Source organism: Neptuniibacter marinus (genome assembly GCF_965223595.1).
Classification (GTDB): Bacteria; Pseudomonadota; Gammaproteobacteria; order Pseudomonadales; family Balneatricaceae; genus Neptuniibacter; species Neptuniibacter marinus.
In genome coordinates this window covers 1997538-2022679 of the sequence record NZ_OZ245004.1, presented here as the reverse complement: position 1 = coordinate 2022679, position 25142 = coordinate 1997538, and the positions used below count along the sequence as shown (strand labels likewise).

Here is a 25142-nt window from a genome sequence, read left to right as displayed (position 1 = left end):
CGGAAAATCCTTAACTATCAGCTACTTCGTCACTATGTAGCCATTGACACTCCCCGCCTGTTTTCTTCTCTAACATTTGCAGAAAATCAGTATGAAGCTTTAACTCTTGTTCCGATAGATGAATCACAGGCAGATCATCCGCCCCTGAGATTCGGGTTATCCCTCCCTCTTCTCCTCCATCTAGCTCTGCTCCTAGAGACAGATTAGTTTGCCCACCGGTTAGCGCTAAATAAACATCTGCAAGTATTTCTGAGTCGAGTAAAGCGCCATGAAGTTCACGATGGGCATTATTAATACCGTAACGATTACATAACGCATCCAGGTTATTTTTTTGCCCTGGATGCCTTTTCCTAGCTAATAATAAGGAATCAGTTACGGGACAAAAGTGCTTAACCCTTTCAGGGAAATTATTACGCTCAAATTCAGTGTCGATAAAGCCAATATCAAACGCTGCATTATGGATAATAAGTTCAGCTCCTCGAATAAACTCTACAAATTCATCCATAATCTCATGAAACTTGGGCTTATCGGCCAAAAACTCATTGGTAATACCATGAACCTGCATAGCGCCAGCATCAATCGCATGATCAGGTTTTATATATTGATGATAAGTACGCCCAGTCAAGCGACGGTTAAACATCTCAACACAACCAATCTCAATAATATTATGACCTTCAGATGGTTCTAAGCCTGTAGTTTCCGTATCAAGAACAACCTGTCTCATACTTTGTTTAGCGCCTCCACACCTTTATTTGCCAACTGATCAGCCAGTTCATTCTCTGGGTGGCCGCTGTGCCCTTTAACCCAACGCCAGTCAATTTTATGTGACTGCGTAGCAAGATCTAAACGCTTCCAAAGGTCAGCATTTTTTACTGGTTTATTTTGCGAATTTTTCCAGCTTTTTCGTTTCCAACCAGCCAACCACTCAGTAATACCTTGTCTAACGTATTGTGAGTCGGTTGTAAGAACAACCTCACAAGGCCGATTTAAGGTTTCAAGTGCCATAATGGCGGCCATCAACTCCATACGATTGTTAGTCGTATCTGGCTCACCACCAAACAACTGCTTCTCAGCATCCGCATAGCGCATAACAGCGCCCCAACCTCCAGGGCCAGGATTACCTTTACAGGCACCATCAGTATATATTTCAACGATGTTCACGAGTTTCCCTTAATGTTCCCCTAGTAGATGGCTCTACGACAGGAATTGAAATCAAACGACGAAGTCCCCAACCAGAACGTAAAGGCGTCATACCTGCGATATCTTTCCGAGCTAATAAAACCGAAAAAGCACCATGATGACCTGGGAAACAATTCGCCAGCCCACCAAAGAAGCTAAAACGCTTACGCCATTTTAACATTTCAAATGGCAGCTGATGATAACCCGAAAGGTGTTGTAGTTCAGTCAATTCTAACAGTTGTAGCCAATCAGATAACCTTCCGTGACTGATAAAGTGACCGCACCATGGCGCGGTGTGCTTACCACACCCAAACAGATGCTTAATCCCCCAATAACTATTCGGATTAAACCCTATAATAACAACGTGCCCACCAGGCCTTAATACCCTAGATGCCTCACGTAATACCTGATGGGGAGAATCAGTAAAGTCCAACGCATGATGTAGAATAACGACATCAACACTCTCATGGGCAAGTGGGATTTCATCATTTTTTGCTACTATATTATTGTCAGACAAACCTAACTCAGTTGCCGGAACCACAGAAAAGCAATGGGAAACGGGGCTTTCTTCAAATAGCTTAACCCGCGAATCCACAGAGAATTGCGCCAAATGCATGCCAAATAAGGTTGAAGTGATGCGATCCACTACAGCCCTCTCTGCATTTAAAAATTCGGCGCCAAGCTCAGAATCGAACCATTCTTTCAATTGAGGCACTAATAGATCAATAGATGGTTGTTTTCGAAAGCTCATGAGTTTTCCCAAATAAATACTGGTTCAACATAATATAAGCAGTATTATATCTCTTTTACGCTACTGCAAATCACAATTTTGTTTGAGGTACTAAAATGTTTACCGTAACCCCTATTCCAGCCTTTTCTGACAATTACATCTGGGCCATCTCGATGAATGGGGACGATAAAATCATTGTTGTTGATCCAGGAGATGCGCAAGCAGTAGAGCAATATCTAACAAGAAACAACTTAACCTTATCCGCCATATTAATTACACACCACCATAATGATCATACTGGCGGCGTAGCTGAATTAACGGCCCATCGTGATATTTCTATTTACGGCCCAGCGAACTCTCCCTTCAAAGGTATAACAACAGCACTTCGTAACGGCGATGAGATAGAGCTGCTAGGCAGTACCTTTAAAGTACGTGAGATTCCAGGACATACACTCGACCATATCAGTTATTTAGTAGAAAGCGAGCCTGCACAGATTTTTTGTGGTGATACTTTATTTCTAGCAGGATGTGGCCGTTTGTTTGAAGGAACAGCAAAGCAGATGCTACAAGCGATGCATTATTTTGCCCAATTAGCAGATGATACTGAGGTCTACTGCACTCACGAGTACTCATTAGCAAATTTGAGTTTTGCCGCAGCGGTAGAACCCGATAACAAGGAGATTCAACTCGCTATAAAAGACTGCACCCTCCTTCGCGAGCAAAATAAACCAACCCTCCCAACAAGCATCGGCCAAGAGAAAAAAACCAACCCATTTATGCGTACAGACCAAGATGCTGTTATCAACGCGGCCAGCGCTTTTGGTGCAAAACGTCTACATTCAGAAGTAGAAGTCTTTGCCTCTATCCGAGAATGGAAGAATCAATTCTAAATAACATTTAACAACAAAAATCATCGCCCTATTGACCGCCCGTTGGCCACTGTTAGAATGGGTCAATTTTCATCTCCAGCGTACTCGGAGCAATATGCACATATCCAACAAAGCGGTCTTCTCCTTTATCCTGTCAAGTATAGTACTTACAGGTTGTCAAACGGTCACAGAGAAGCCCGTATCGTTAAGCAGTAATGATATTGAATTTACTGAAGCGTCCGACCATACCTATCCAAATACGGTGACGGCTGAAGAGACAAAACCACCACAAGCGAATGCCACTAAACCGTCGGACCTTTGGCAAATTACCCGAGAGAATATGGCGCTAGACCTAAGCATCGATAAGCAGCGAGTGCAGTCGCAGGTAAAATGGTATAGCAAACACCCAAAATATATCGACAGGGTCGTTAAACGTGCGGAACCTTATTACTACCATATTCTGACCCAAGCCTTAGAGCGAGGTCTGCCCACTGAATTAGCCTTATTACCTATAGTGGAGAGTGCGTTTGATCCTTTCGCATACTCCCATGGGCGTGCAGCGGGAGCATGGCAGTTTATACCTTCGACAGGAAAGCATTTCGGCTTAGAGCAGAATTGGTGGTATGACGGTCGTCGAGATATTATCAGTTCAACTGATGCCGCCTACACTTACTTAGCGCAATTAAACAAACGATTTAATGGTGACTGGCTGCTCGCATTAGCCGCTTATAATGCAGGTGGCGGTAATGTATCTCTTGCGATAAAACGCAATAAACGTAAAGGGAAGCCAACTGATTATTGGTCTCTTAACTTACCAAAAGAAACAATGGCTTATGTTCCTAAACTCTTAGCGATTGCCGAGTTAATTAAAAACTCTGAAGAATACGATCTTACACTACGTCCCATCAGTAATAAGCCCTACTTCACCGCCGTTGATACACAAAGCCAAATCGACTTAGCCCAAGCCGCATCGATGGCTGGCATCACCACAAAAGAACTGTATCTGCTAAATCCAGGTTTTAACCGCTGGGCAACAGCCCCTGAAGGCCCTCACCGTCTATTGATCCCTGTAGAAAACGCTGTACAGTTTAATCAAGCCTTAGCTCAACTTCCTGCTTCTGAGCGTGTAAAGTGGACAAGATATAAAATAAAATCAGGTGATTCCCTGATCGCCATTGCGAAAAAATTCGAAACAACCACAAACCTAATTCGTAAAACGAATAATATCAAAGGCAACAATATTCGCGCAGGCAAAACGATTCTTGTTCCAACAGCAGCGCAGCAAGCAAGTGAATATGCACTGAGTCAGCATCAACGCCATATTCAAAAGCAAAAAACTATTTCAAGAAGCACCGACAGAAAAGATACCTACTACACTGTCAAATCAGGTGATAGCTTTTGGAGTATTGCTCAAAAAAACCAAGTGGGTGTACGCCAATTAGCTAGCTGGAATAGCATGGCACCTAATGATGCTTTGCCTATAGGTAAACGACTGGTTATTTGGAGTAAACCAACTCAAACAGTATTAAACAACGCAGATCGACAAATCATCCGTAAAGTTGGCTATAAAGTTCGCAGTGGTGATTCTCTTTCAAGGATTGCCGAAAAGTTTAATGTGCGTATCGCCGATATTTTACATTGGAATAATTTAGATAAAGCAAAATATCTAAAACTGGGACAAAGCTTAACCTTGTATGTCGATGTTACACGCTCCAACTAGATTTTGATTGCTCAAAACAGGATAGATCATGGACACAACAGCCTATATCATCATTGTTGTTAGTACCGGACTCGCTATTATTTTTAAGCTAGTGCTGTTTAAACGTATTCAAAAATGGATGGATCAAGACCTCATTAAAGGCTTAGCCGGTGATAACAAAGAGAAATATGCTTTTCTCACAGATAAACATGCAGAGTTGCTTAAACAAAAGATAAAGCGCAAACATTTCCACCAGCAACTAACTAATTTTGCAGAACAGTTTGAACAAAAAAACACTTAACGAGTCTTATCAGTTTAGTGTGGTTATAGATCAACAAGGTTTTAAATAAGAAACAATTAAAGAACGCAATCCACCTAGCTGGATTAGCATAGCAAGTCCAAGTAGCATATTAAAAAGGAAACCCTATTGTTAAACTTACCTGTTGCGACTTTACGTTTTAGTACAAAACTAATTACAGCCGTCGGGTTTACCATAGGCATTTTATCAGCCCCCGTATTATCCCATGCCGATGCGGTCCAAGTAAGCCATGGCATCTCTATGCATGGTGACCTTAAGTATCCTAAAGGCTTTAGTCACTTTGATTACGTCAACCCCAAGGCACCGAAAGGCGGTAAAGTAACTCAATCCGCCATCGGTACATTTGATAGTTTCAATCAATTTATCGTTAAAGGTAACTCTGCAGATGGCCTAGGACTAATTTACGATACGCTGCTAGGTCGCGCCTTAGATGAGCCTTTCTCACTCTATGGTTTGATTGCAGAAAATATTGAAGTACCTAAGGATCGCAGTTGGATTATTTTCAATCTACGTAAGTCCGCAACGTTTAGTGATAACCATCCTCTAACCGCTGAGGATGTTGTTTTTAGTTTTGAGAAGCTCCGCAGTGAAGGTGCGCCCTTTTATAAAGCTTACTACGCCGACATTGATAAGATTGAAGCGCTCAATCCACACCGCGTTAAGTTTACCTTTAAAAATGCGCTTAACCGTGAGCTTGCACTCATTGTTGGTGAAGTCCCAATCCTTGCCAAACATTATTGGCAGGGAAAAGATTTTCAAAAGCCCTCCTTAGATATTCCTATAGGATCAGGCCCCTACATCATTGATTCTTACGATGCGAGTCGCAGCATTACCTATAAGCGTAATCCAAACTACTGGGCAAAAGATCTTCCAGTGAAAGTTGGCTATAACAACTTTGATATCCAAGTTTTTGACTACTATCGAGATGGTACAGTCGCGATGGAGGCATTCAAAGCGGGTGAATATGACTTCCGCCAAGAAAACTCTTCGAAACGCTGGGCGACAAGTTATACCGGACAATCTTTCGACGATGGCCGAATTAAAATTGCAGAGCTAGAGCATCAAAACCCTACAGGTATGCAAGCCTTTGTCATCAACAATCGCCGCGAACAGTTTTCTGATCCACGTGTAAGACAAGCACTCGCTTTAGCGTTCGATTTTGAGTGGACCAATAAGAATATATTCTTCAATGCTTACACACGTACACATAGCTTCTTCTCGAACTCAGAAATGGCGGCAACGAAACTGCCAACTAAAGAAGAGATTGAGATTCTTGAACCTGTACGTGACCAAGTGCCTCCACAAGTATTTACTCAAGTGTATAAAGCACCTGAAACCAATGGCGATGGTAAAATCTACACTCAACTTCGCCAAGCAAAACGGTTATTACAAGAAGCAGGCTGGGCCTTCAAATCAGGGAAGTTGATCAATGCAGAATCAGGCAAACCTCTAAAAGTAGAGATGCTACTTTACTCGCCTGCATTTGAGCGTGTTGTTTCACCTTTTATACGTAATTTAGAACGTTTAGGCATAGAAGCTAATATTCGCTTAGTCGATGTATCCCAGTATATAGCCCGCTTACGAAGCTATGATTTTGACATAGTCGTTAGCGGTTTTGGACAATCATCATCGCCGGGTAATGAACAACGAGATTACTGGCATTCATCTAGCGCCAACAAAGAAGGTAGCCGAAATCTCATAGGCATTCAAAACCCGGCCATTGATTATTTGGTAGAGCAACTTATTCAATCACCAGACCGCGAACAGCTAGTTTTAAGAACAAGAGCCTTGGATCGTGTACTGCAGTGGAATCATTATGTTATTCCTCAATACCATATCAATAAGTACCGTGTGGCTTATTGGGATAAATTTGCCATGCCAGAAACACGTCCCAAATATGCGCTAGGTTTCAATACGTGGTGGATAAAGCCCGATAAGGACGTTAAATAATGGCCGCTTATATTTTGCGGCGCCTGCTGCTGATTATTCCAACCTTACTCGGCATATTGACCATTAACTTCTTAATTATTCAAGCGGCGCCAGGCGGCCCTGTTGAACAGACAATTGCTGAGTTACAAGGTATTAATATAGGCGCAACGGCCAGAATCAGCGGCGCACAAAGCGACCTATCGACTAACCAGCCAAAAGCCAATAGCAGTGAAAGCTCCTACCGTGGAGCCAGTGGATTAGATCCGGAATTGGTTAAAGAGATTGAAGCCCTATACGGCTTTGATAAACCAGCCCATGAGCGTTTCTGGCTAATGTTAAAAAGCTATGCCGTTTTTGATTTTGGTAAAAGCCTATTTAGTGATAAATCAGTTATCGATCTCATTATCGAAAAATTGCCGGTATCAATATCATTAGGGCTTTGGGCAACTTTAATCACCTATTTGGTTTCTATTCCTTTAGGCATTCGCAAAGCTGTACGTGATGGCACTCCTTTCGATATATGGACCAGCAGTGCAATTATTGTCGGTTACGCTATACCAAACTTTTTATTCGCTATTCTTTTAATCGTAATTTTTGCCGGCGGAACTTGGTTAGATTGGTTCCCCTTGAGAGGATTAACCTCCTCTAATTTCGATGAATTAAGCTTATGGGGTCAGGTAAAAGATTACTTCTGGCATATCACCTTACCCGTGATCGCATCAGTGATTGGTAGCTTTGCCACATTGACAATGCTAACTAAAAACTCGTTTTTAGATGAGATCAACAAACAATATGTACTCACCGCGCGGGCAAAAGGCCTGAAAGAAAACCAAGTGCTTTATGGCCATGTGTTCCGTAATGCTATGTTAATTATTATTGCGGGTATGCCAGCGGCTCTGATCTCGATATTCTTTACCGGCTCTATGCTGATAGAGGTTATATTCTCACTAGATGGCATAGGTCTACTCGGTTACGAAGCCGTCATCAATCGAGATTACCCTGTTATCTTTGGCACCCTTTTTATCTTCACCCTTCTTGGTCTTATTCTAAAATTGATCAGCGATATTACTTATGTATTAGTTGACCCTAGAATTGATTTCGAAAGCAGGGAGCTGTAATCATGGCTCGAATATCAAACCCTTTTTCCTTTAGTAAGATGAGCCCATTGAATCAACGGCGCATAGAGAACTTCAAGCATAACCGCCGAGGCTATTGGTCCTTATGGTTATTTATTGCGCTGTTTTTACTGTCTCTCTTTGCTGAATTAATTGCCAATGACGACCCTTTAGTCGTCTCCTATCAAGGTAGTCTCTATTTTCCTGTTGCAACTGAGTATACAGAGCTCACCTTTGGTGGTGACTTTGAAAGCCCCGCTGATTTCAAAGATCCCTACATTCAAAGTTTAATTGAAGAAAAAGGCAGTGGCTGGATCCTATGGCCTCCTATTCGTTACAGCTACAATACGATCAATTATGATCTACCTGTACCTGCACCCTCACCTCCTAGCCTAGAAAACCTACTGGGCACAGATGATCAAGCCCGCGATGTTTTAGCCCGTGTTATCTATGGCTTTAGGATCTCGATTCTATTCGCCTTAATACTCACGATTGCTAGCTCAATTATCGGTGTGATCGCCGGTGCAATCCAAGGCTACTACGGTGGTAAAGTTGATCTATTTTTCCAACGTTTTATCGAAATATGGTCAGGTCTGCCCGTACTTTTTCTGTTAATTATTCTAGCGAGTATAGTTGAGCCTAACTTCTGGTGGTTACTGGGCATTATGCTGCTATTTTCTTGGATGCAGCTTGTTGACGTAGTACGAGCTGAGTTTTTACGTGGGCGTAACCTTGAGTATGTTAGAGCCGCAAGAGCACTGGGTTTAAACAACCGAATGATTATGTTCCGACATATTCTTCCTAATGCGATGGTGGCTACGCTTACTTTTATGCCTTTTGTATTTAACGGCTCCGTTGTTACCTTAACGGCACTCGACTTTTTAGGTTTTGGTTTACCCCCTGGGAGCCCCTCTTTAGGTGAACTCGTGTCTCAAGGTAAAACTAATCTTCACGCACCCTGGCTAGGTATCACCGCTTTTATGACACTATCCATAATGCTGACCCTTCTAATATTTATTGGTGAAGCCGTACGCGATGCCTTCGACCCAAGGAAAGTTTCATGATGGAAGCAAATACCGACATGAAAAATGGTGATACGCAATTATCTCAGCCTGAGGTACTTCTAAGCGTTCAAGACCTATCCGTTCGTTTTGAACAAGATAATCAGCAAGCTTTGGATGCAGTAAAGCAGATTAATTTTGATATACCTAAAGGAAAAACTGTTGCGCTTGTGGGAGAGTCAGGTTCGGGAAAATCAGTTTCAGCCATGTCTATACTGAAACTACTTCCCTACCCTAAAGCGAATCATCCTTCAGGTAAAATACTCTATAAAGGTGAAGACCTTCTCCAACTAAACGAACGCCAAATGTGCAAAATGCGTGGGGATAAAATCAGTGTCATCTTCCAAGAACCAATGACATCGTTAAACCCACTACATACAATTGAAAAACAGATTGGTGAAACCCTGTTACTCCACAGGGGCATGACCGGTAAACAAGCACAAATACGTATATTAGAGCTGCTTGATCTAGTCGGCATAAAAGATGCTGAAAAACGTCTAAAAAGCTACCCCCATGAACTATCCGGTGGTCAACGTCAGCGTGTAATGATTGCTATGGCGCTTGCCAATGATCCCGAGCTACTGATTGCGGATGAACCAACGACAGCACTCGACGTTACCATTCAAGAACAGATTCTACAGTTACTCCAAGAGCTGCAAAATAAACTAGGTATGGCAATACTATTGATCACCCATGATCTAAATATTGTTAAGCGCTACGCCCATCATGTATGCGTCCTTTATCAGGGCAAACAGGTCGAGAGTTCAGACACTGACTCATTGTTCGCCAATCCACAACACCCATACACCAAAATGCTCTTAGATGCAGAGCCTTCAGGTCAGCCTTCGCAACAGTCACTAACAGATCAACCCTTGCTCAGCACTGATAATTTAAGAATATGGTTCCCAGTGAAACAGGGGCTTCTAAAACGCACAGTTGATCATATCAAAGCGGTGAACGATGTAAGTTTCACTCTTAATAAGGGTGAGACCTTAGGTATTGTAGGCGAGTCAGGTTCAGGCAAAACGACGCTTGGACTGGCGATCATTAAGCTCATTCGCAGTATAGGCGGAATTAACTTTGCGGGGCAGGAACTCGAACGGCTCGATCAAAAGCAAATGAAGCCGCTACGCAGTCGTATCCAGATCGTCTTCCAAGACCCCTTTGGCAGCCTAAGTCCACGCATGTCTATCTCTGAAATCATTGCAGAAGGATTACAGATCCACCAGCCTAACAGTAAAGATCAACATGAAGCGCAAATAATAGAGGCACTCAACGAAGTCGGTTTAGATCCTGATAGCCGTCACCGTTACCCCCATGAATTTTCTGGTGGTCAACGACAGCGTATCGCTATAGCGCGTGCACTTGTGCTAAAGCCTGAACTTATTATTTTGGATGAACCCACTTCTGCTCTTGATCGCACGGTGCAAAAGCAAATTGTAGAACTACTCCGCGACCTACAAGAGAAATATGCCTTAAGCTATTTATTCATTAGCCATGACCTAGCCGTAGTTAAAGCTTTAAGCCATAGCTTAATTGTTATGCACCAGGGTAATATTGTTGAAAAAGGCAAAGCTTCTGATATATTTAATAGCCCTCAAGCTGAATATACACGTACGTTATTAAAAGCCGCCTTTAACCTGTAAGTAGCAAAGCTGTATCATACCTTGTAACGGGCGGCTTCATTCTTTAGCGCTAAATAAACGTCTTATAGATTTACTTTCTAGTTAATTCGTACCAAAGTTACCCTGAGAAAAAAGACTAAGACAAATGAGTATGGGATTAATTATAGGAATTAAACATCTCCTCTGTAGTTAATCCCATATTTTTTTGAGGATTAAACCCATGACACTATCTACAGAACCGCATCGAATCTTAGTGATTGGCGGCGGTGCCGGCGGATTAGAGCTTGTTACCCAACTTGGCCACCGTTACCGGAAAAAACCAAATATCACAGTCACCCTAGTTGATCAAAAACGTTCCCATATTTGGAAACCATTACTCCATGAAGTAGCCACAGGCTCCCTTGATCCTAGTACTGATGCGGTGACTTACCATGCCCATGCAGTCAAGCACCATTACGAATTTCAGCTTGGTAGTTTTTCAGACTTAGATACCGAGTCTCAAACCGTGACGCTTAGTGAAAAAGTAGACGAAAATGGGCGGGTTATTTTACCTGAGCGATATATAAAATATGACACACTTATTTTAAGTATCGGCAGTGTTAGTAACGATTTCAAAACACCTGGCGTAGCTGAACATTGCTATTTTTTAGATACGGCAAAGCAAGCAGAACGATTCCATAATAGCCTGATCAATAACTTTATGCGCATCAATCAACAAGATCATGGTGTACTCAATATTGCTATTGTTGGTGGGGGTGCCACAGGGGTAGAGCTGTCAGCTGAATTACATAACGTCACTGATATGCTGCGCTCTTATGGTTTACCTAATATGACCGCTCAGCAGTTAAAAGTCACCTTGATTGAAGCGGGTCCACGCATACTACCCGCCTTACCTGAACGTATATCAAGCTCAGCACGCCAAGAGCTTTTAGATATAGGGGTACAGGTCGCAGAAAATACAATGATCAAATCCGCAACTCCTGAAGGGTTCACGACAGCAGACGGCGATCTGATTGAGGCCGACATGATGATCTGGGCGGCCGGTGTTAAAGCACCTGATTTCATTGCTGATCTTTATAAGTTTGAGCTCACTCGAACCAATCAAATTCTGGTCAAGCCAACGCTACAAAGCAGCTTGCACGATAATATTTTTGTTATTGGCGATTGCTGTGCCTGCAAACAAGAAGATGACAGCTGGGTACCACCAAGAGCACAGTCTGCCCACCAGATGGCTTCCCTTGTCAAAGAGAATATTAAGCTGAAACTACAAGGTAAACCGTTAAAATCATTTACCTATAAAGACCATGGCTCGCTGGTCAACCTCAGTCGCTACAGTACTGTCGGTAGCCTTATGGGTAACTTAACTAAAGACTCAATGTTTATTGAAGGTAAAATAGCACGTATTGTCTATATCTCACTTTACCGTATGCATCAGATAGCTATACATGGTTTCTTTAAAGCTATGTTGGTTTATATCGCCGAAAAAGTTAGTAAAGTCGTTCGGCCTAAAATGAAGCTGCATTGATTCGCTTTAACTAAAAAAGAGGCTTAACGCCTCTTTTTTTTAGAACATCAACCTAAACCTACTTCCACCGCAAAACCTTTCCATGATCAAACACATGTCCGGAATTTATTTTACGATAATTGATAAAGATATTACTGTAAGCGACACGACTGCGTTTTGAAATGGAAAAGGCTATACACTCCATAATCGCCTCAATACTACTAATATTGTGAAAACTCGGTACATGCAGGTCAACAAGCACCGGATGACTCCCGCTTTGGGGCTGGGAACTCGGCATCAAACCCGCCACCGCATACTGTCTTGAAGGTATAAATTCCCAAGTAACCGTTATATGTTCAATACTAATATCCGTCCCTCTTGATAAATCGTCAGTAATGCTTTTAATCATTGCCGGCACCTCAACATCCTCTTCAAAGGGCAATGATTTAATACAGATAAGCGCCATCCACAATCTCACTCTAATTTGGTATAAGGAAAACTTAGAGCAACTGCACTATAAACTCAATCCTATTTAAGAAAAATTGCAGACAGCGGAAAATTACTTACGTTCAGATTCAAGAATATAAAGCTCTAAGCGCTTATCAATGCCAAATATATGCCGCTTGAGCCACTCCGATAAGAAACTAGCTAACATCTCTCTAAGTTCCGGCGTGTACTCTTGATGACCATCAAGCATCTTCATCAGCTCGTTGCGAAACTTATTATGCGCCTGTAGATGAGCATCATAATCAGGATAATTGAGTGTTTGCATATAACACTCTTCTAAATAAAAATGATGTTCCGCGTAATCAATCAGGCGAGTGAACGTTGATACATCAACCTGTTCAGCCTTAATTTCATCGATTAACTGAAATAAAGTTTGGTGTTGCTGATCCTGCCAAATTAACTCGCTCGTCACAGTCATAGTCATATCCCTCTTCAGAAGAATTAAGCATAGTCCTGTTTGCCACATAATTTGTAACTGACATAAATCAGTAACAAAACTTATACGTCGAATAATTAACCTTTTTCAGTTACACATCATCACCTATAAGCAAGACTTTCAGCATCAGGGCTTGAACTGTTTTTACAAATATTTTACAACATTTATATATCTATCTGACTTTTCACTTGCGGTATTGCCCTAAATTATCGGTAACAAAAGGATCAATAGAGGACACCCCCATGAACAGATACCGCTTAACAAATATTAAACACCTACTACTAGCACTATGCTTTAGCGCAGCGCTTGCGCCACTCAGTCAAGCTAAACAGATTGACCTCCAAGTTAATCTTGCCACCCCCGTTATGGAAGCTGAGCGTACACACAATGCTTTTATTAAGATTTCCTTAGAAGCGTTCAAACAAGATCAACCACAAAAACGTATTCCCGCCAATATTGCTATCGTTCTGGACAAATCAGGTTCAATGCAGGGGGACAAGCTCTACCATGCAAAGAAAGCAGCTATCATGGCCATCAATCGATTAAGCCTTAACGATATTGTTTCAGTGGTCAGTTACGACAGTCGTGTCAATGTTGTCGTACCTGCAACAAAAGCGAGCGATACCGAACTGATCGCTCACTCAATTCAGCAGATCAACGCCAGTGGAAATACAGCCCTCTTTGCCGGTGTAAGCAAAGGATCGCAAGAACTTCGAAAGTTTTTAGATATGAACAAAGTCAACCGAGTCATTCTTCTATCCGACGGCTTAGCTAATGTAGGGCCTAGCGCCCCTAATGAACTTGGAAAACTAGGCTTATCCCTTGCTAAAGAAGGGATTAGTGTTACAACGATTGGTCTTGGCTTAGGTTATAACGAGGACTTAATGACCCAGCTTGCAGGCTTCAGTGATGGTAACCATGCCTTTGTAGAGAAGGCAGAAGATCTAGCCAAGGTTTTTCAGTATGAGTTTGGTGATGTACTCTCTGTTGTCGCGCAAAGCGTTGAAATCCGCATAAAATGTAAAAACGGCGTACGCCCATTACGTGTTTTAGGACGTGAGGCTGATATCAGCGGGAATATGGTTAGCACGCGAATGAACCAGCTTTATAGTGAACAGGAGAAGTTTATCATCCTAGAGGTAGAGGTCCCCGCCCAAGAAGATCGCTCCAACTTAGAACTTGTCGATGTTGATATCCGCTATAATGATCTATTTAATCAACGTAACGAACAATTATCGAGTAACGTAGTTGCACAGTTTAGTCGCTCTCAAGAGCAGATTGATGAGGCGGTAGATACTGAAACTTATGAAGCAGCGGCAGAACAAGTCGCAAATGAGTTCAATCGTGAGGCGGTAGAAAAAAGAGATCAAGGTGATATTCAAGGAGCACAAAGCATCTTGCAAAAAAGCGCTGATTACTTAGATAATTTAGGCCAAGCATTAGCTTCACCCAAATTGATCGAGCAGAAAGAGGAAGCGCTTAAAGATGCAGACGAACTTGATGATGAGCAAGAATGGAGTAAAAAACGTAAAGAGCTAAAAGAACGTCAGTTCAAACGCTCTAAGCAGCAAAGCTACTAAGCTAATTTGACCACATAAAGGTTTAATCACCGATAAATCAGCCCTCAGATCTTGGGGGCTGAATAAGCAAAGCGAGAATGATTTGAAAAAAACAGCCTTGTTACTCTGTGGATTGATTTTGATACCTATCCTTATTCTTGGCTGGTTATCTGTGCGTCTAGAACAAAACCAACAGCAGCTGATTCAGCATCAATTCCAAGCCTTAGTGGAAGTTAAATTAAAATCTGTTGATGGCTTATTTCAAGGCCATTTCCAACGTTTAGAGGCGGTCTTACAATCAGAAGCGGCGGAACTCAACCAAAACGCGTCATCTCAAGCACTTAGACAACTCAGTAAATCAAGTCCTTATATTGAGCAAGTTTTCATTCTTGATTCAACAAGAAAACTCATCTACCCCACCCCAACGAATGCTACTGCTCAGGAAATCCAATTTCTTCAGCAAACAAAAACTTTATTGGAAACCCCTTCTCTCTTTACCCACACGCAAGAAAGCAATACCACAACCCAAAAAGCTAATGCACCAGAGCTATTAGCCCAAGCGCCTTACAGCGCACAATTGAAATCAGTGCCACAAACACAACGGTTAACACGCTCAACAGAAAAAAGCATTAATGCTGAGACTGAAATAGCTCCCCTTATCAGTCGTCGCTCCCAAGCAACATCATCAATAGCTGCTGATAGCCCTATAGCTTCTTCCAATATTAGCGACAAGCAAGTAGAACAGGTAGAGCCTACAGATTCCGGTTGGATCGCTTGGTACAACAACACCCAACTTCAGCATATCTACTGGCAAACAACAGCCGATAATCGTGTTATGGGATTTGCCATTAGCCGTGCCCGCTTACTCTCTGATTTAATTAATTTACTCCCAGATCAGTCAGAGATAACAGCAGAGCACCCTCTGAACAACTCAATTATCACCCTCAAAAACAGTCGTGGTGAAGTCAGTTACGAATGGGGCAGCACAAAGGAAAACGCCGATCACCTAACACCGATTAAGACATTAAACCTGAGCCACCCTTTAGGTAGTTGGCGATTAGAATACACCACTACCAGCCTTAGCAAACCTCAGCAAAACTGGTTAGAAAAACTGCTCATTATAGTAATAACCTTAAGTGCTTTATCGGCACTTGGTTGGCTCGTATACAGAGAGCAAACCCGCGAGTCACGTTTAGCTCTCCAACGGGTAAATTTTGTTAATCAGGTCTCCCATGAATTAAAAACACCACTGACCAATGTACGCATGTATACCGAGATGCTGGAAAACCAACTTGATGATGAACAGGTTAAACAAAAGCGTTACTTAAATATTATTAATAACGAAAGCAAGCGCCTCACACGCTTAATCGATAACGTACTCAGCTTTTCAAAGTTAGAACGTGACGGCTTAGACCTAAACCTGCAGATGGCTACTGTGCAAGAATGTATTAATAACACGCTAGAGGCATTTGCCCCCGCCTTTGCTCAGCGAGGAATAGACCCTAAGCTTACCAGCCACTGCGACACAAACGTTTTATTAGATCCTCACTGTACTGAACAGATTTTAAATAACTTATTCAGTAACGCTGAGAAATACGCAGCTGATAGCGGTGTTCTACAGATAGAGTGCTGGCAGGAAGGTGACTACAGTTTTATTCGCATCCATGACAACGGCCCCGGTATAGATGAGTACTCATCAAGATCTATTTTTGAACAATTTTATCGCGCCAGTAACAAGCTTACTGATGGTATTAGCGGTACCGGCATAGGTTTGAGCATTGCGCGCGAACTGGCACGCAAGCATGGCGGTGATCTGATTTTAGAATCAACGACTCAAGGCGCCAGTTTCCTACTTAGCCTCTACACACCCGTAAGCCTAAGCCATTCACCCGCTAAAGGTAGTTTATGAAAATTCTTATTGCAGAAGATGATCTTAATATTAGGATGGGACTTTTCGATCTACTTGATAATGAAGGTTACACTTGTATAGAAGCCGATGATGGCGAGAGCGCCCTTCACTTATATATTGAACATCAACCCGACCTGATCTTACTCGATATTATGATGCCCAAAATGGATGGTTACACCCTGTGTAGGAAAATTCGCCAGCTTAACGAAACCGTTCCAGTGATCTTTATTACGGCAAAATCAGAAGAGATCGACCAAGTTCTAGGACTCGAGCTCGGTGCTGATGACTATATCAAAAAACCATTTGGCACCCGAGAAGTCGTTGCACGTATAAAAGCAGTCACACGCCGCTGTTTACAAACTCAACAGCCGAGTGATCAACAAGAAGCGGAAACATTTTGGATGAATGATCTACGCGTTTTTCCGGCTCAACTACAAGCACAGCGTGAAGAGATCACATTTGAATTAAGCTTGCGAGATCTTAAAATTCTCCAACTCCTCCATCGCGAACAGGGCAAAGTTGTTGATCGGGACATGCTATTCAACGAATGCTGGGGAAGAGACTATTTACCAAGCAGTCGTACGCTAGATCAACATATTTCTAAATTACGCAAAGTGATTGAAGTCGATGCTAAAGCGCCTAAAGTCATTCAAACGGTGCACGGTATAGGTTACCGATTTATTCAGCATTAGCCGCTAACTTTTTAGGCTAAGTCGTAGTCTTTATAGCTGTCTCGGCTACCATCTCTTTGCTGCATCTAAGTCACTCTGTTTCTGCTCAACCCAGCATTCCCCTCCAGAAGAGATCTCTTTCTTCCAAAAAGGCGCACTCTTTTTTAGATAATCCATGATAAATTGAGCGGCTTCAAAAGCGTCAATTCGATGCGCACTACCCACCCCGACAAAGACGATATTTTCATTAAGACTAAGCCGCCCTACACGATGACTAATCACTATATTACCTAGATTCCAACGCTCCCGTGCTTGCTCAGCAATTTCCTCTAAAGCCCGCTCTGTCATGCCTGGATAATGCTCTAAAAACAGCGCATCTAATGTATTATTTGTAGTTGCTAATTCACGTACTATACCAGTGAACGTAACAATGGCACCGCTAGTCGCATCATTTGCTCTCACACGTTCAGAAAGATCCCCTATATCAAAGTCATCCGTTTGGACATATACCTGAGTCGTTGCCATATCACTTTGCCTCTTAAACTAATAACACAGATCATAGCACTAAGGCGCATAGAGATGCGTCACCATAGACGAGTGTTTTTATCTATCAAACAACAGCATTTGATGCTATTGTGTGGCGCTTATTTTGTACGTATGAATTCGAATAATTACGATCAAATTTCTGAGGAATATGATGGATTGGTATCCTCATGCCACTGTTGCTGTCATCGTTGAAAAAAACGGAAAATTTCTACTCATAGAAGAACAATCTTCCGGTGAAATTGTATTCAATCAACCAGCTGGCCATATTGAGGAAGGGGAAACCTTTGTTCAAGCGGCTTGTAGAGAAACACTTGAAGAATCCGCTTGGCATGTAAAACCCCGCTACCTTATCGGTTTTTATGTTTATAAATCGAGTATTAACAACAAAACTTATCATCGCGCCTGTTTTTACGCTGAAGCCATTAAACACGATGCGGATAGAACCTTAGATGAAGGTATTATCCAGACGGTTTGGATGACCCGCGATGAAGTTGCAAGCAATATGCACAAACTCCGTAGTCCAATGGTGTTACAGTGCATTGATGACTATATTGCAGGCAAACAATACCCGTTAGAACTCATTCACGAATACAGTAACTAATCGAAAAAAACCCATGACTGATCATAGCCAGACTAAAGTGATCGTCGGCATGTCCGGCGGCGTTGACTCATCCGTATCAGCCCTACTCCTTATACAGCAAGGATATGAGGTTGAAGGCCTGTTTATGAAAAACTGGGATGAGGATGATGGTACTGAATACTGTACAGCTAAAGATGATTTAGCTGATGCGCAAGCCGTCTGCGATAAGCTAGGTATTAAATTACATACCGCCAACTTTGCGGCGGAGTACTGGGACAATGTATTTGAACATTTTCTAGAAGAATATAAAGCGGGCCGTACACCGAATCCCGATATTCTATGCAATCGTGAAATCAAATTTAAAGCCTTTCTTGAGTACGCTATAGAGTTGGGCGCGGATATGATCGCTACCGGTCATTACGTTCGCCGAGGTCTACGGGAGGGGAAAACCCGCTTACTTAAAGGGCTTGATAACAACAAAGATCAAAGTTACTTCCTACATCAAGTAGGCCAACCGGAGATAGAGAAAACCCTTTTCCCCGTAGGAGAATTGGAAAAACCAGAGGTCAGAAAGCTCGCAGAAGCTCATGATCTGGTTACGCATAATAAAAAAGACAGCACCGGCATCTGCTTTATTGGCGAACGTCGCTTTAGTGATTTTCTGAAACAGTATCTACCAGCTCAACCCGGTAAGATAAAAACACCGACAGGCGAGCAGATAGGCGAACACGCGGGCTTAATGTATTACACCATAGGGCAGCGCCAAGGCCTGCATATTGGTGGGCTTAAAGATTACCCAGAAGAACCTTGGTTTGTCGCGGGCAAAGATCTAGAGCACAATGTACTTATCGCCGTACAAGGTAAGCAGCACGATCTGCTGTTTACCGATTGGTTAACCGCCGATGAGATTTTTTGGATAAATGACGAAGAGCCACCACTACCTTATCGTTGCAAAGCTAAAGTACGTTATCGTCAATCTGATCAAGAGTGTATTATTGAACGCCACGGTGATTCCGGTTACCTCATCCGTTTTAATGAACCCCAACGAGCAGTCACACCCGGCCAATCCGTTGTTATTTATAGTGATGATGTATGCTTGGGTGGTGGCGTAATAGAAAACACTGGCAAGAATGAATCGTTAGATAGCTGAGAGGTTTAAGGTGTCACGTCAACATGATGAACAAACATTAGGCCTGGCCGGAATTTTCCAAGCAGCAGCCTTAGTCGAGCAGATAGCTACACGCGGAATGGTTGCCCAAAACAGCCTTGAAACCTCTATCTACAGCATTATGCAACTCGATCCCGCTTGCTCTGAAGATATTTACGGTGGCGCTGCAGACTTACCCTATAACCTCCACCTTGGGTTGCAAAACCTAAAAGATATTGTTGATAAGCCACGTGCTGAACATAATAAAGATGTTATTCGCTACGTACTTAGCATGGTGCATTTAGAGCGTAAGTTAAGCTCAAATCCCGAAATGCTTCAAACGATTGGCCACCGTTTGAAGCAAGTCACAGAACAAGCAAAATACTTTAATTCCGAAAACCAATACTCTGAAGCTAATTTAGCGCCAGAGCATGAACTCGCTTTAACACCATCAACATACTGCCACCCTAATGTTGTCGCAAATCTAGCAAGCCTTTATCAAGACACCATTAGCTCGTTCAGCTTCCGTATCCAAGTAACAGGCGACCCAAGGCATCTGCAGAACAGTGAAAATGCGGCAAAGATTCGCGCCCTACTCCTTGCGGGTATCCGCAGTGCGATGTTATGGCGCCAAAAAGGCGGAAAACGTTGGCACCTACTCTTTTTTAAATCACGCCTTCGCCCCTCATTAAAAAATATAATGGGTTAAGTTGTTCCTGATAAGGTTCTACCCCTGCATTACTTTATTGTCTGGATTTGTCGGCACTAGCCCTACGAAAGTGACGTCTACTCAGGTATAATGCGCGCCTTCTTTTTAATCAAGATAGAGATCGTTTCATGGAGCTTTCCGCACTGACGGCCGTTTCGCCAATTGATGGGCGCTATGGCAGCAAAACAGCTGACCTACGTGATGTATTTAGTGAATATGGCCTAATACGCTTTCGCGTAGAAGTAGAGGTACGTTGGTTACAGAAACTAGCGGCTCACGCCCAGATTAGTGAAGTTCCAGCATTGAGCGCTGAAGCTAATTCTGTTTTAAACGCTATAGTAACTGATTTTGGCCCTGCGGATGCAGAAGCTGTTAAAAACATCGAACGTACAACAAATCACGATGTAAAAGCAGTTGAATACTTCATCAAAGATAAATTCAAAGATAACGCCGAATTAATGGCAATTAATGAATTTGTACATTTTGCCTGCACCTCTGAAGATATTAACAACCTATCTCATGGTTTAATGCTTAAACATGGTTTAGATGTTGTTTTACCACAGATGCAACAAGTCACTGATGAGATAGCAACCCTTGGCCGCGAATTCGCAGAACAACCAATGCTATCCCGTACCCACGGTCAAACAGCATCACCTACAACAGTAGGTAAAGAGTTTGCAAACGTTGCCTACCGCATGCAACGTCAGATCAAACAGCTAAAAGCTGTAGAGATCTTAGGTAAGATCAACGGTGCTGTAGGTAACTACAACGCTCACCTATCCGCGTATAGCGATATTGATTGGGCTGAAAATGCGCAAAATTTTGTTGAAAGCTTAGGTTTAACGTTCAACCCATACACAACTCAAATCGAGCCTCACGACTACATTGCTGAGCTCTTTGATACTGTTGCGCGTTTCAACACTATCCTAATCGATTTCGATCGTGATATCTGGGGTTACATCTCTCAGGGTTACTTCAAACAAAAAACAATTGCTGGCGAAGTTGGGTCATCTACTATGCCGCATAAAGTTAACCCTATCGACTTCGAGAACTCCGAAGGTAACTTAGGTATAGCAAATGCGATCATGGGTCACTTGGCACAAAAACTACCCGTTTCCCGCTGGCAGCGCGACCTAACAGACTCTACAGTGCTACGTAATATGGGAGTCGGCTTTGGTTATAGCCTAATCGCTTATCAATCTAGTTTAAAAGGGATCAGCAAACTTGAGCTAAACCCTGCTAAGCTAAATGAAGACTTAGAAAATGCTTGGGAAGTCCTTGCTGAACCAATCCAGACCGTTATGCGCCGTTACGCTATCGAAGAACCTTACGAGAAGCTGAAAGCACTAACCCGCGGTCAGGATATGAATAAAGAAACCATTCTAGCCTTCGTGGATACGCTTGATATGCCAGAAGAAGCTAAACAGTCTCTTAAGGCATTAACACCACACACTTATATTGGTAGTGCGGTAGATCAGGCAAAGAAAATCTAAAAATGGTGCTTTGGGCTCAATTTAGATTTTAAAAACGGGGCTATGGCCCCGTTTTTATTATTATGGATCAAGCCTTATGGAATACCTTACTCGCCCCGACTTAACTAAGATTCATTTCGTCTCACTTGGTGAAGGAAACAAAACCTTAATATTCCTTCATGGCTGGACCGCCTGTGTACGTGAATGGCTACCCTTTGCCTCAGAGCTAGCCCAGCAGCACCGAGTCGTCTGTTGGGATGCACGAGGACACGGAGGGCACCCCTATTCCGAAGGCACGAATATGACACTCCCCGAAATGGCTGACGATCTTCATACACTACTTAATTATTTAGATATTCAAGAAGCTGTCATTATTGGCCACTCTCTGGGCGCTTTAACGACTTGGGAATATATTCGTAAATATGGCCAAGACCGTATTGCAGGATTATGTATGGTTGATCACTCGCCGAAACTACTTACCGACGATGAATGGAATCATGGTGTTTATGGTGAATTTAGCAGCAAAAACAATGAAACCTTTATCCAACTACTAAAACAAGACTTCACTCAAAGTGTTTTAGAACTCATTGCTTATGGTATGCACTATCAATCGTTACAAAACTTCCAACAAAACTCCCACAGTTTTCAAAAAATGCGCGATTATTTACAAAAGCAAAATGCGCCATTACTTATCGCGTGTTGGGAAAACATAACACAGCAGGATTATCGTGATGTTCTACCTACAATAAATACACCGACCTTGCTAATTTATGGTGAAGAAAGCCAATTTTATTGCGCAAAGTTACAAAACTGGGTTCATCAACATATTGAAAATTCCGAACTGCTTGTCTACCCTAGCGCGGACCACTCACCCCATTTGTGGCATAGACATAAATTTATCTATGACCTTAACCGCTTTGTTGATGCTTTGTGAGATCTCCTGAAATGCTATCAAACATTAGAGTTGTACTAATCAACACCTTCCACCCAGGTAATATTGGCGCCGCAGCCCGCGCTATGAAAAACATGGGTCTAAACAATTTATACCTTGTGGAGCCGAGAGAGTTTCCAAGCCCTGAAGCGGATTCCCGAGCTGCGGGTGCCAAAGATCTGTTAGACAATGCGGTAATCGTCAGTTCACTAGAAGAAGCTATTTCAGACTGCCAGTTAGTGATAGGTACCAGCGCACGAACCAAACGCACCTTCGACCTTCCTCTCCTCAATGCGAGAAAAGGCGCTGAGCGGATCGTAGCAGAATCAGAACAAGGCAATGTAGCACTGGTTTTTGGCCGAGAAACCATGGGACTACATAACGATGAACTACAGCAATGCAATGTTCATATTTACATTCCTGCCAATCCTGAGTATCCCGTACTCAATGTATCCCAAGCGATCCAACTGCTTTGCTATGAAGTCTATGTGGCAACAGAAGAAAAAACTTATACCCCTATTGAAGAAGAATACCCTCGCCAAAAAGAGATGACTCTGTTTTATAGCCATCTAGAAAAAGTGTTACGCACAACGGAATTTATAATTCCTCAACATGAGGGTAAAGTACTAGATAAGTTACGTCGTTTTTTCAATCGCTCTCGTCCAGAGCGTACAGAGCTTAATATGCTTCGAGGTATATTAACTTCGATTGAAGAGACCGTAGAAAGGCTAAAGAAATAACTCCTATACTAGCCAGATAACCGACTGACAAATTGAGACAAACTAAGATGGAAGATCAACTAGACGTTTTATTAAAACAAGCGGATGAACTACGTGCTGGTATTAAACAGATGCAAGATGAGTCAAAAATGATGGGCTACAACGCCGTAGGCATACGCCAAAGTGCCGAAACTATCCAAAAGTGTCTCCAAAAAGTAGGCAATAACAAGATTGCAGCGTTAGCTAACCGTGATAAACGTAAAGTTTATGACGAAATGGAGAAAGCCGTTGAAGAGTTAATGGAGTTTATAAAGTAGTGAACTCCCCATTTGGCGATATCAGTGTAGAAACCTTCCTACGCGAGTACTGGCAGAAAAAGCCATTGCTCATACGTAATGCTTTTCCTAACTTTGAAGCCCCAGTAAGTCCTGACGAGCTAGCAGGCATGGCCTTAGAAGAGGAAGTAGAATCACGTTTAATTATCCAGTCCCCAGATGGAAAAGACTGGAAACTTGAACATGGCCCTCTGAGCGAAAGCACTTTTACAGATCTACCGGATAGCCATTGGACACTCTTAGTGCAATCGGTCGATCATTGGATTCCCGAGGCTAACGAGTTATTAGAATATTTCCGCTTTGTACCGAACTGGCGACTTGATGACCTTATGGTAAGTTACGCTACTGATGGTGGCGGGGTTGGCCCTCATTACGACAATTACGATGTATTCTTAATCCAAGCATCGGGGACTCGACGCTGGGAAGTCGGTGGCACTTATGGCGAAGACTCACCCCGCCGTAACGATGTCCCCGTTATGATTCTCCCTGAATGGATCCCCGAACAAAGCTGGGATTTAAACCCCGGTGATATGCTCTACGTACCACCGAGGCTTGGCCATAATGGTTACGCTATTGGTGATGACTGTATGACCTACTCCGTAGGCTTCAGAGCGCCCTCCCATCAAGAGATGATGGCAGACTTCACTGACTATCTAGACAATATAACTACCGCTGAAGACCGCTACAGTGATGCTGATCTGAAACAGCAAGATAATCCAGGTGAAATCACCTGCGAAGCGCTAGATCGCGTAAAAGCGATTATGCACGAATATATCGACAGCCCTGAACTCCTCTCCCACTGGTTTGGTCAATTTATGACAGAGCCCAAAAACCAGGAACAAGGTGCAGATCAAAGTTGCGAGCTAGATGAAGCTGAAATTAAGCAATTGCTAGATGACGAGACTCCTTTATGCCGAAGCGAAGGCTCTCGTTTTGCTTTTAATAGAGTAGATAATCACTTTATTCTTTTCGTCGACGGTAAAGGCTGTGCCTGTAGCCAAGGTCAGATTCAATTAGCGGAAAGTTTATGTGCAAATTTATACCAAGAAAAAATAGAGCCTAGCGAAGAAAATATTGAGCTACTCAAGGCATTACTTCTACAAGGCTCGGTCTACTTCTTAGAAGAGGAATAGAGAGTACAACCTTAGCTAGAGACAAACATTACTAGACTGTTTGTCTCTCGTTCTCTTCCCTCCCCTGAGCTCTAAAAAGGCCACTCAAATATTCAACAAATCATCACTTTTAAGCTAGCTTTTAAACACAACATCAGCTAGCTTAGAGTTGAGTAAGATTAAAATAACAATCCTCTTATATTCACAAAAACCTCTGTGAATCGAAAACAGAGTTAACAATAAAATTTATTAAAAACATAGAGTTAAATCTGACTAATAATGTAAATATCATATCCTTAGCCTTACCGTTTCTTAGATTAACCTGATAGCTATTTCATAATTGTTTTTAGAAAGCAGATATCAAACTAATACTAAAGAAGAGACTAAATAGATAACTGATATAGGACTGCCTAACCTTATTAATACAAGGTCATGGTATGTCATTACATTGAATAGAGGGCGGTCATAAAAGATGAACA

General features: G+C 42.5%; 25 protein-coding genes. 19 read left to right on the top strand and 6 right to left on the bottom strand.

Annotation, left to right across the window (positions count from 1 at the left end; translation table 11 throughout):
• Positions 1 to 10 precede the first annotated feature (10 nt).
• Genes dnaQ through ACOQOE_RS09475 form a run of 3 tightly spaced genes read right to left on the bottom strand, consistent with a single transcriptional unit; the run spans position 11 to position 1930 of the window.
• A complete protein-coding gene (gene dnaQ / locus ACOQOE_RS09485) occupies positions 11 to 724 on the bottom strand; it encodes a DNA polymerase III subunit epsilon (protein WP_067865497.1) in 714 nt (237 codons plus the stop codon).
• Entirely contained in the window at positions 721 to 1161 is a 441-nt protein-coding gene (gene rnhA, locus ACOQOE_RS09480) for a ribonuclease HI (protein WP_067865500.1), read from the bottom strand. Before rnhA ends, dnaQ begins: the two co-directional genes overlap by 4 nt.
• Complete coding sequence (locus ACOQOE_RS09475; RefSeq protein ID WP_067865503.1) at positions 1148 to 1930, bottom strand: class I SAM-dependent methyltransferase; 783 nt, start codon at positions 1928 to 1930, stop codon at positions 1148 to 1150. The genes rnhA and ACOQOE_RS09475 overlap by 14 nt, the downstream gene beginning before the upstream one ends.
• A gap of 95 nt (positions 1931 to 2025) precedes the next feature.
• Between ACOQOE_RS09475 and gloB the strand changes: the two genes are divergently transcribed.
• From gloB to ACOQOE_RS09435, 8 genes are all read left to right on the top strand, one after another.
• Positions 2026 to 2799, top strand: coding sequence for a hydroxyacylglutathione hydrolase (gloB, locus tag ACOQOE_RS09470; RefSeq protein ID WP_067865506.1), 774 nt, complete (start codon positions 2026 to 2028; stop codon positions 2797 to 2799).
• Positions 2800 to 2893: 94 nt separating this feature from the next.
• A complete protein-coding gene (locus ACOQOE_RS09465) occupies positions 2894 to 4498 on the top strand; it encodes a lytic transglycosylase (protein ID WP_067865510.1) in 1605 nt (534 codons plus the stop codon).
• Positions 4499 to 4526: 28 nt separating this feature from the next.
• On the top strand, positions 4527 to 4778 hold the full coding sequence (locus tag ACOQOE_RS09460; RefSeq protein WP_067865513.1) for a hypothetical protein: 252 nt from the start codon (positions 4527 to 4529) through the stop codon (positions 4776 to 4778).
• Between the two features lie 126 nt (positions 4779 to 4904).
• Complete coding sequence (locus ACOQOE_RS09455; protein ID WP_420553853.1) at positions 4905 to 6746, top strand: extracellular solute-binding protein; 1842 nt, start codon at positions 4905 to 4907, stop codon at positions 6744 to 6746.
• Positions 6746 to 7843 carry a microcin C ABC transporter permease YejB gene (locus ACOQOE_RS09450; protein ID WP_067865517.1) on the top strand — a complete coding sequence of 366 codons (1098 nt, stop codon included), beginning with the start codon at positions 6746 to 6748 and terminating at the stop codon, positions 7841 to 7843. The genes ACOQOE_RS09455 and ACOQOE_RS09450 overlap by 1 nt, the downstream gene beginning before the upstream one ends.
• A gap of 38 nt (positions 7844 to 7881) precedes the next feature.
• Positions 7882 to 8904, top strand: a complete 1023-nt coding sequence (locus tag ACOQOE_RS09445) for an ABC transporter permease (protein WP_331709318.1) — start codon at positions 7882 to 7884, stop codon at positions 8902 to 8904.
• The gene (locus ACOQOE_RS09440; protein WP_420555470.1) at positions 8904 to 10547 is read left to right on the top strand and encodes an ABC transporter ATP-binding protein; all 1644 of its coding nucleotides are present in this window, start codon (positions 8904 to 8906) and stop codon (positions 10545 to 10547) included. The genes ACOQOE_RS09445 and ACOQOE_RS09440 overlap by 1 nt, the downstream gene beginning before the upstream one ends.
• A 199-nt stretch (positions 10548 to 10746) precedes the next feature.
• Positions 10747 to 12051 carry an NAD(P)/FAD-dependent oxidoreductase gene (locus tag ACOQOE_RS09435; protein WP_067865523.1) on the top strand — a complete coding sequence of 435 codons (1305 nt, stop codon included), beginning with the start codon at positions 10747 to 10749 and terminating at the stop codon, positions 12049 to 12051.
• A 58-nt stretch (positions 12052 to 12109) separates the two neighbouring features.
• Here the strand turns inward: ACOQOE_RS09435 and ACOQOE_RS09430 are convergent, their stop codons facing one another.
• Entirely contained in the window at positions 12110 to 12496 is a 387-nt protein-coding gene (locus ACOQOE_RS09430) for a hypothetical protein (RefSeq protein WP_420553852.1), read from the bottom strand.
• A 93-nt stretch (positions 12497 to 12589) separates the two neighbouring features.
• The gene (locus tag ACOQOE_RS09425; protein ID WP_420553851.1) at positions 12590 to 12955 is read right to left on the bottom strand and encodes a hemerythrin family protein; all 366 of its coding nucleotides are present in this window, start codon (positions 12953 to 12955) and stop codon (positions 12590 to 12592) included.
• A gap of 260 nt (positions 12956 to 13215) precedes the next feature.
• On the opposite strand from ACOQOE_RS09425, the gene ACOQOE_RS09420 reads away from it, so the two are divergent.
• The 3 genes from ACOQOE_RS09420 (at position 13216) to ACOQOE_RS09410 (ending at position 17133) form a co-directional block, all read left to right on the top strand.
• Entirely contained in the window at positions 13216 to 14553 is a 1338-nt protein-coding gene (locus ACOQOE_RS09420; RefSeq protein WP_420553850.1) for a VWA domain-containing protein, read from the top strand.
• 82 nt (positions 14554 to 14635) lie between these two features.
• A complete protein-coding gene (locus tag ACOQOE_RS09415) occupies positions 14636 to 16441 on the top strand; it encodes a sensor histidine kinase (protein ID WP_420553849.1) in 1806 nt (601 codons plus the stop codon).
• Positions 16438 to 17133: a response regulator transcription factor gene (locus tag ACOQOE_RS09410; protein WP_420553848.1), complete on the top strand. Its 696-nt coding sequence runs from the start codon at positions 16438 to 16440 to the stop codon at positions 17131 to 17133. Before ACOQOE_RS09415 ends, ACOQOE_RS09410 begins: the two co-directional genes overlap by 4 nt.
• Positions 17134 to 17178: 45 nt before the next feature.
• Here the strand turns inward: ACOQOE_RS09410 and moaE are convergent, their stop codons facing one another.
• The gene (moaE, locus tag ACOQOE_RS09405; protein WP_420553847.1) at positions 17179 to 17637 is read right to left on the bottom strand and encodes a molybdopterin synthase catalytic subunit MoaE; all 459 of its coding nucleotides are present in this window, start codon (positions 17635 to 17637) and stop codon (positions 17179 to 17181) included.
• A 169-nt stretch (positions 17638 to 17806) separates the two neighbouring features.
• On the opposite strand from moaE, the gene ACOQOE_RS09400 reads away from it, so the two are divergent.
• The 8 genes from ACOQOE_RS09400 (at position 17807) to ACOQOE_RS09365 (ending at position 24684) form a co-directional block, all read left to right on the top strand.
• Positions 17807 to 18259 (top strand): NUDIX hydrolase, encoded by a 453-nt coding sequence (locus ACOQOE_RS09400; protein ID WP_331709317.1) that lies wholly within the window; start codon positions 17807 to 17809, stop codon positions 18257 to 18259.
• Between the two features lie 13 nt (positions 18260 to 18272).
• Positions 18273 to 19388: a tRNA 2-thiouridine(34) synthase MnmA gene (mnmA, locus tag ACOQOE_RS09395; protein ID WP_420553846.1), complete on the top strand. Its 1116-nt coding sequence runs from the start codon at positions 18273 to 18275 to the stop codon at positions 19386 to 19388.
• Positions 19389 to 19398: 10 nt separating this feature from the next.
• Positions 19399 to 20094: a lysogenization protein HflD gene (locus ACOQOE_RS09390; protein WP_067865547.1), complete on the top strand. Its 696-nt coding sequence runs from the start codon at positions 19399 to 19401 to the stop codon at positions 20092 to 20094.
• A gap of 128 nt (positions 20095 to 20222) precedes the next feature.
• Positions 20223 to 21587 carry an adenylosuccinate lyase gene (purB, locus tag ACOQOE_RS09385; protein WP_067865550.1) on the top strand — a complete coding sequence of 455 codons (1365 nt, stop codon included), beginning with the start codon at positions 20223 to 20225 and terminating at the stop codon, positions 21585 to 21587.
• Positions 21588 to 21663: 76 nt separating this feature from the next.
• A complete protein-coding gene (locus ACOQOE_RS09380; protein ID WP_067865553.1) occupies positions 21664 to 22500 on the top strand; it encodes an alpha/beta fold hydrolase in 837 nt (278 codons plus the stop codon).
• A gap of 11 nt (positions 22501 to 22511) precedes the next feature.
• Positions 22512 to 23237: a tRNA (cytosine(32)/uridine(32)-2'-O)-methyltransferase TrmJ gene (trmJ, locus tag ACOQOE_RS09375; protein WP_067865556.1), complete on the top strand. Its 726-nt coding sequence runs from the start codon at positions 22512 to 22514 to the stop codon at positions 23235 to 23237.
• A gap of 47 nt (positions 23238 to 23284) precedes the next feature.
• Positions 23285 to 23533 carry a hypothetical protein gene (locus ACOQOE_RS09370; RefSeq protein WP_067865560.1) on the top strand — a complete coding sequence of 83 codons (249 nt, stop codon included), beginning with the start codon at positions 23285 to 23287 and terminating at the stop codon, positions 23531 to 23533.
• Complete coding sequence (locus tag ACOQOE_RS09365) at positions 23533 to 24684, top strand: cupin domain-containing protein (RefSeq protein ID WP_067865561.1); 1152 nt, start codon at positions 23533 to 23535, stop codon at positions 24682 to 24684. Before ACOQOE_RS09370 ends, ACOQOE_RS09365 begins: the two co-directional genes overlap by 1 nt.
• Positions 24685 to 25142: the final 458 nt, after the last annotated feature.

Coding starts and splice junctions, on each gene's coding strand:
- dnaQ (WP_067865497.1), bottom strand. CDS start 724: ATGAGACAGGTTGTTCTTGATACGGAAACTACAGGCTTAGAACCATCT.
- ACOQOE_RS09475 (WP_067865503.1), bottom strand. CDS start 1,930: ATGAGCTTTCGAAAACAACCATCTATTGATCTATTAGTGCCTCAATTG.
- gloB (WP_067865506.1), top strand. CDS start 2,026: ATGTTTACCGTAACCCCTATTCCAGCCTTTTCTGACAATTACATCTGG.
- ACOQOE_RS09465 (WP_067865510.1), top strand. CDS start 2,894: ATGCACATATCCAACAAAGCGGTCTTCTCCTTTATCCTGTCAAGTATA.
- ACOQOE_RS09460 (WP_067865513.1), top strand. CDS start 4,527: ATGGACACAACAGCCTATATCATCATTGTTGTTAGTACCGGACTCGCT.
- ACOQOE_RS09450 (WP_067865517.1), top strand. CDS start 6,746: ATGGCCGCTTATATTTTGCGGCGCCTGCTGCTGATTATTCCAACCTTA.
- ACOQOE_RS09445 (WP_331709318.1), top strand. CDS start 7,882: ATGAGCCCATTGAATCAACGGCGCATAGAGAACTTCAAGCATAACCGC.
- ACOQOE_RS09440 (WP_420555470.1), top strand. CDS start 8,904: ATGGAAGCAAATACCGACATGAAAAATGGTGATACGCAATTATCTCAG.
- ACOQOE_RS09435 (WP_067865523.1), top strand. CDS start 10,747: ATGACACTATCTACAGAACCGCATCGAATCTTAGTGATTGGCGGCGGT.
- ACOQOE_RS09430 (WP_420553852.1), bottom strand. CDS start 12,496: ATGGCGCTTATCTGTATTAAATCATTGCCCTTTGAAGAGGATGTTGAG.
- ACOQOE_RS09425 (WP_420553851.1), bottom strand. CDS start 12,955: ATGACTGTGACGAGCGAGTTAATTTGGCAGGATCAGCAACACCAAACT.
- ACOQOE_RS09420 (WP_420553850.1), top strand. CDS start 13,216: ATGAACAGATACCGCTTAACAAATATTAAACACCTACTACTAGCACTA.
- ACOQOE_RS09410 (WP_420553848.1), top strand. CDS start 16,438: ATGAAAATTCTTATTGCAGAAGATGATCTTAATATTAGGATGGGACTT.
- moaE (WP_420553847.1), bottom strand. CDS start 17,637: ATGGCAACGACTCAGGTATATGTCCAAACGGATGACTTTGATATAGGG.
- ACOQOE_RS09400 (WP_331709317.1), top strand. CDS start 17,807: ATGATGGATTGGTATCCTCATGCCACTGTTGCTGTCATCGTTGAAAAA.
- mnmA (WP_420553846.1), top strand. CDS start 18,273: ATGACTGATCATAGCCAGACTAAAGTGATCGTCGGCATGTCCGGCGGC.
- purB (WP_067865550.1), top strand. CDS start 20,223: ATGGAGCTTTCCGCACTGACGGCCGTTTCGCCAATTGATGGGCGCTAT.
- ACOQOE_RS09380 (WP_067865553.1), top strand. CDS start 21,664: ATGGAATACCTTACTCGCCCCGACTTAACTAAGATTCATTTCGTCTCA.
- trmJ (WP_067865556.1), top strand. CDS start 22,512: ATGCTATCAAACATTAGAGTTGTACTAATCAACACCTTCCACCCAGGT.
- ACOQOE_RS09370 (WP_067865560.1), top strand. CDS start 23,285: ATGGAAGATCAACTAGACGTTTTATTAAAACAAGCGGATGAACTACGT.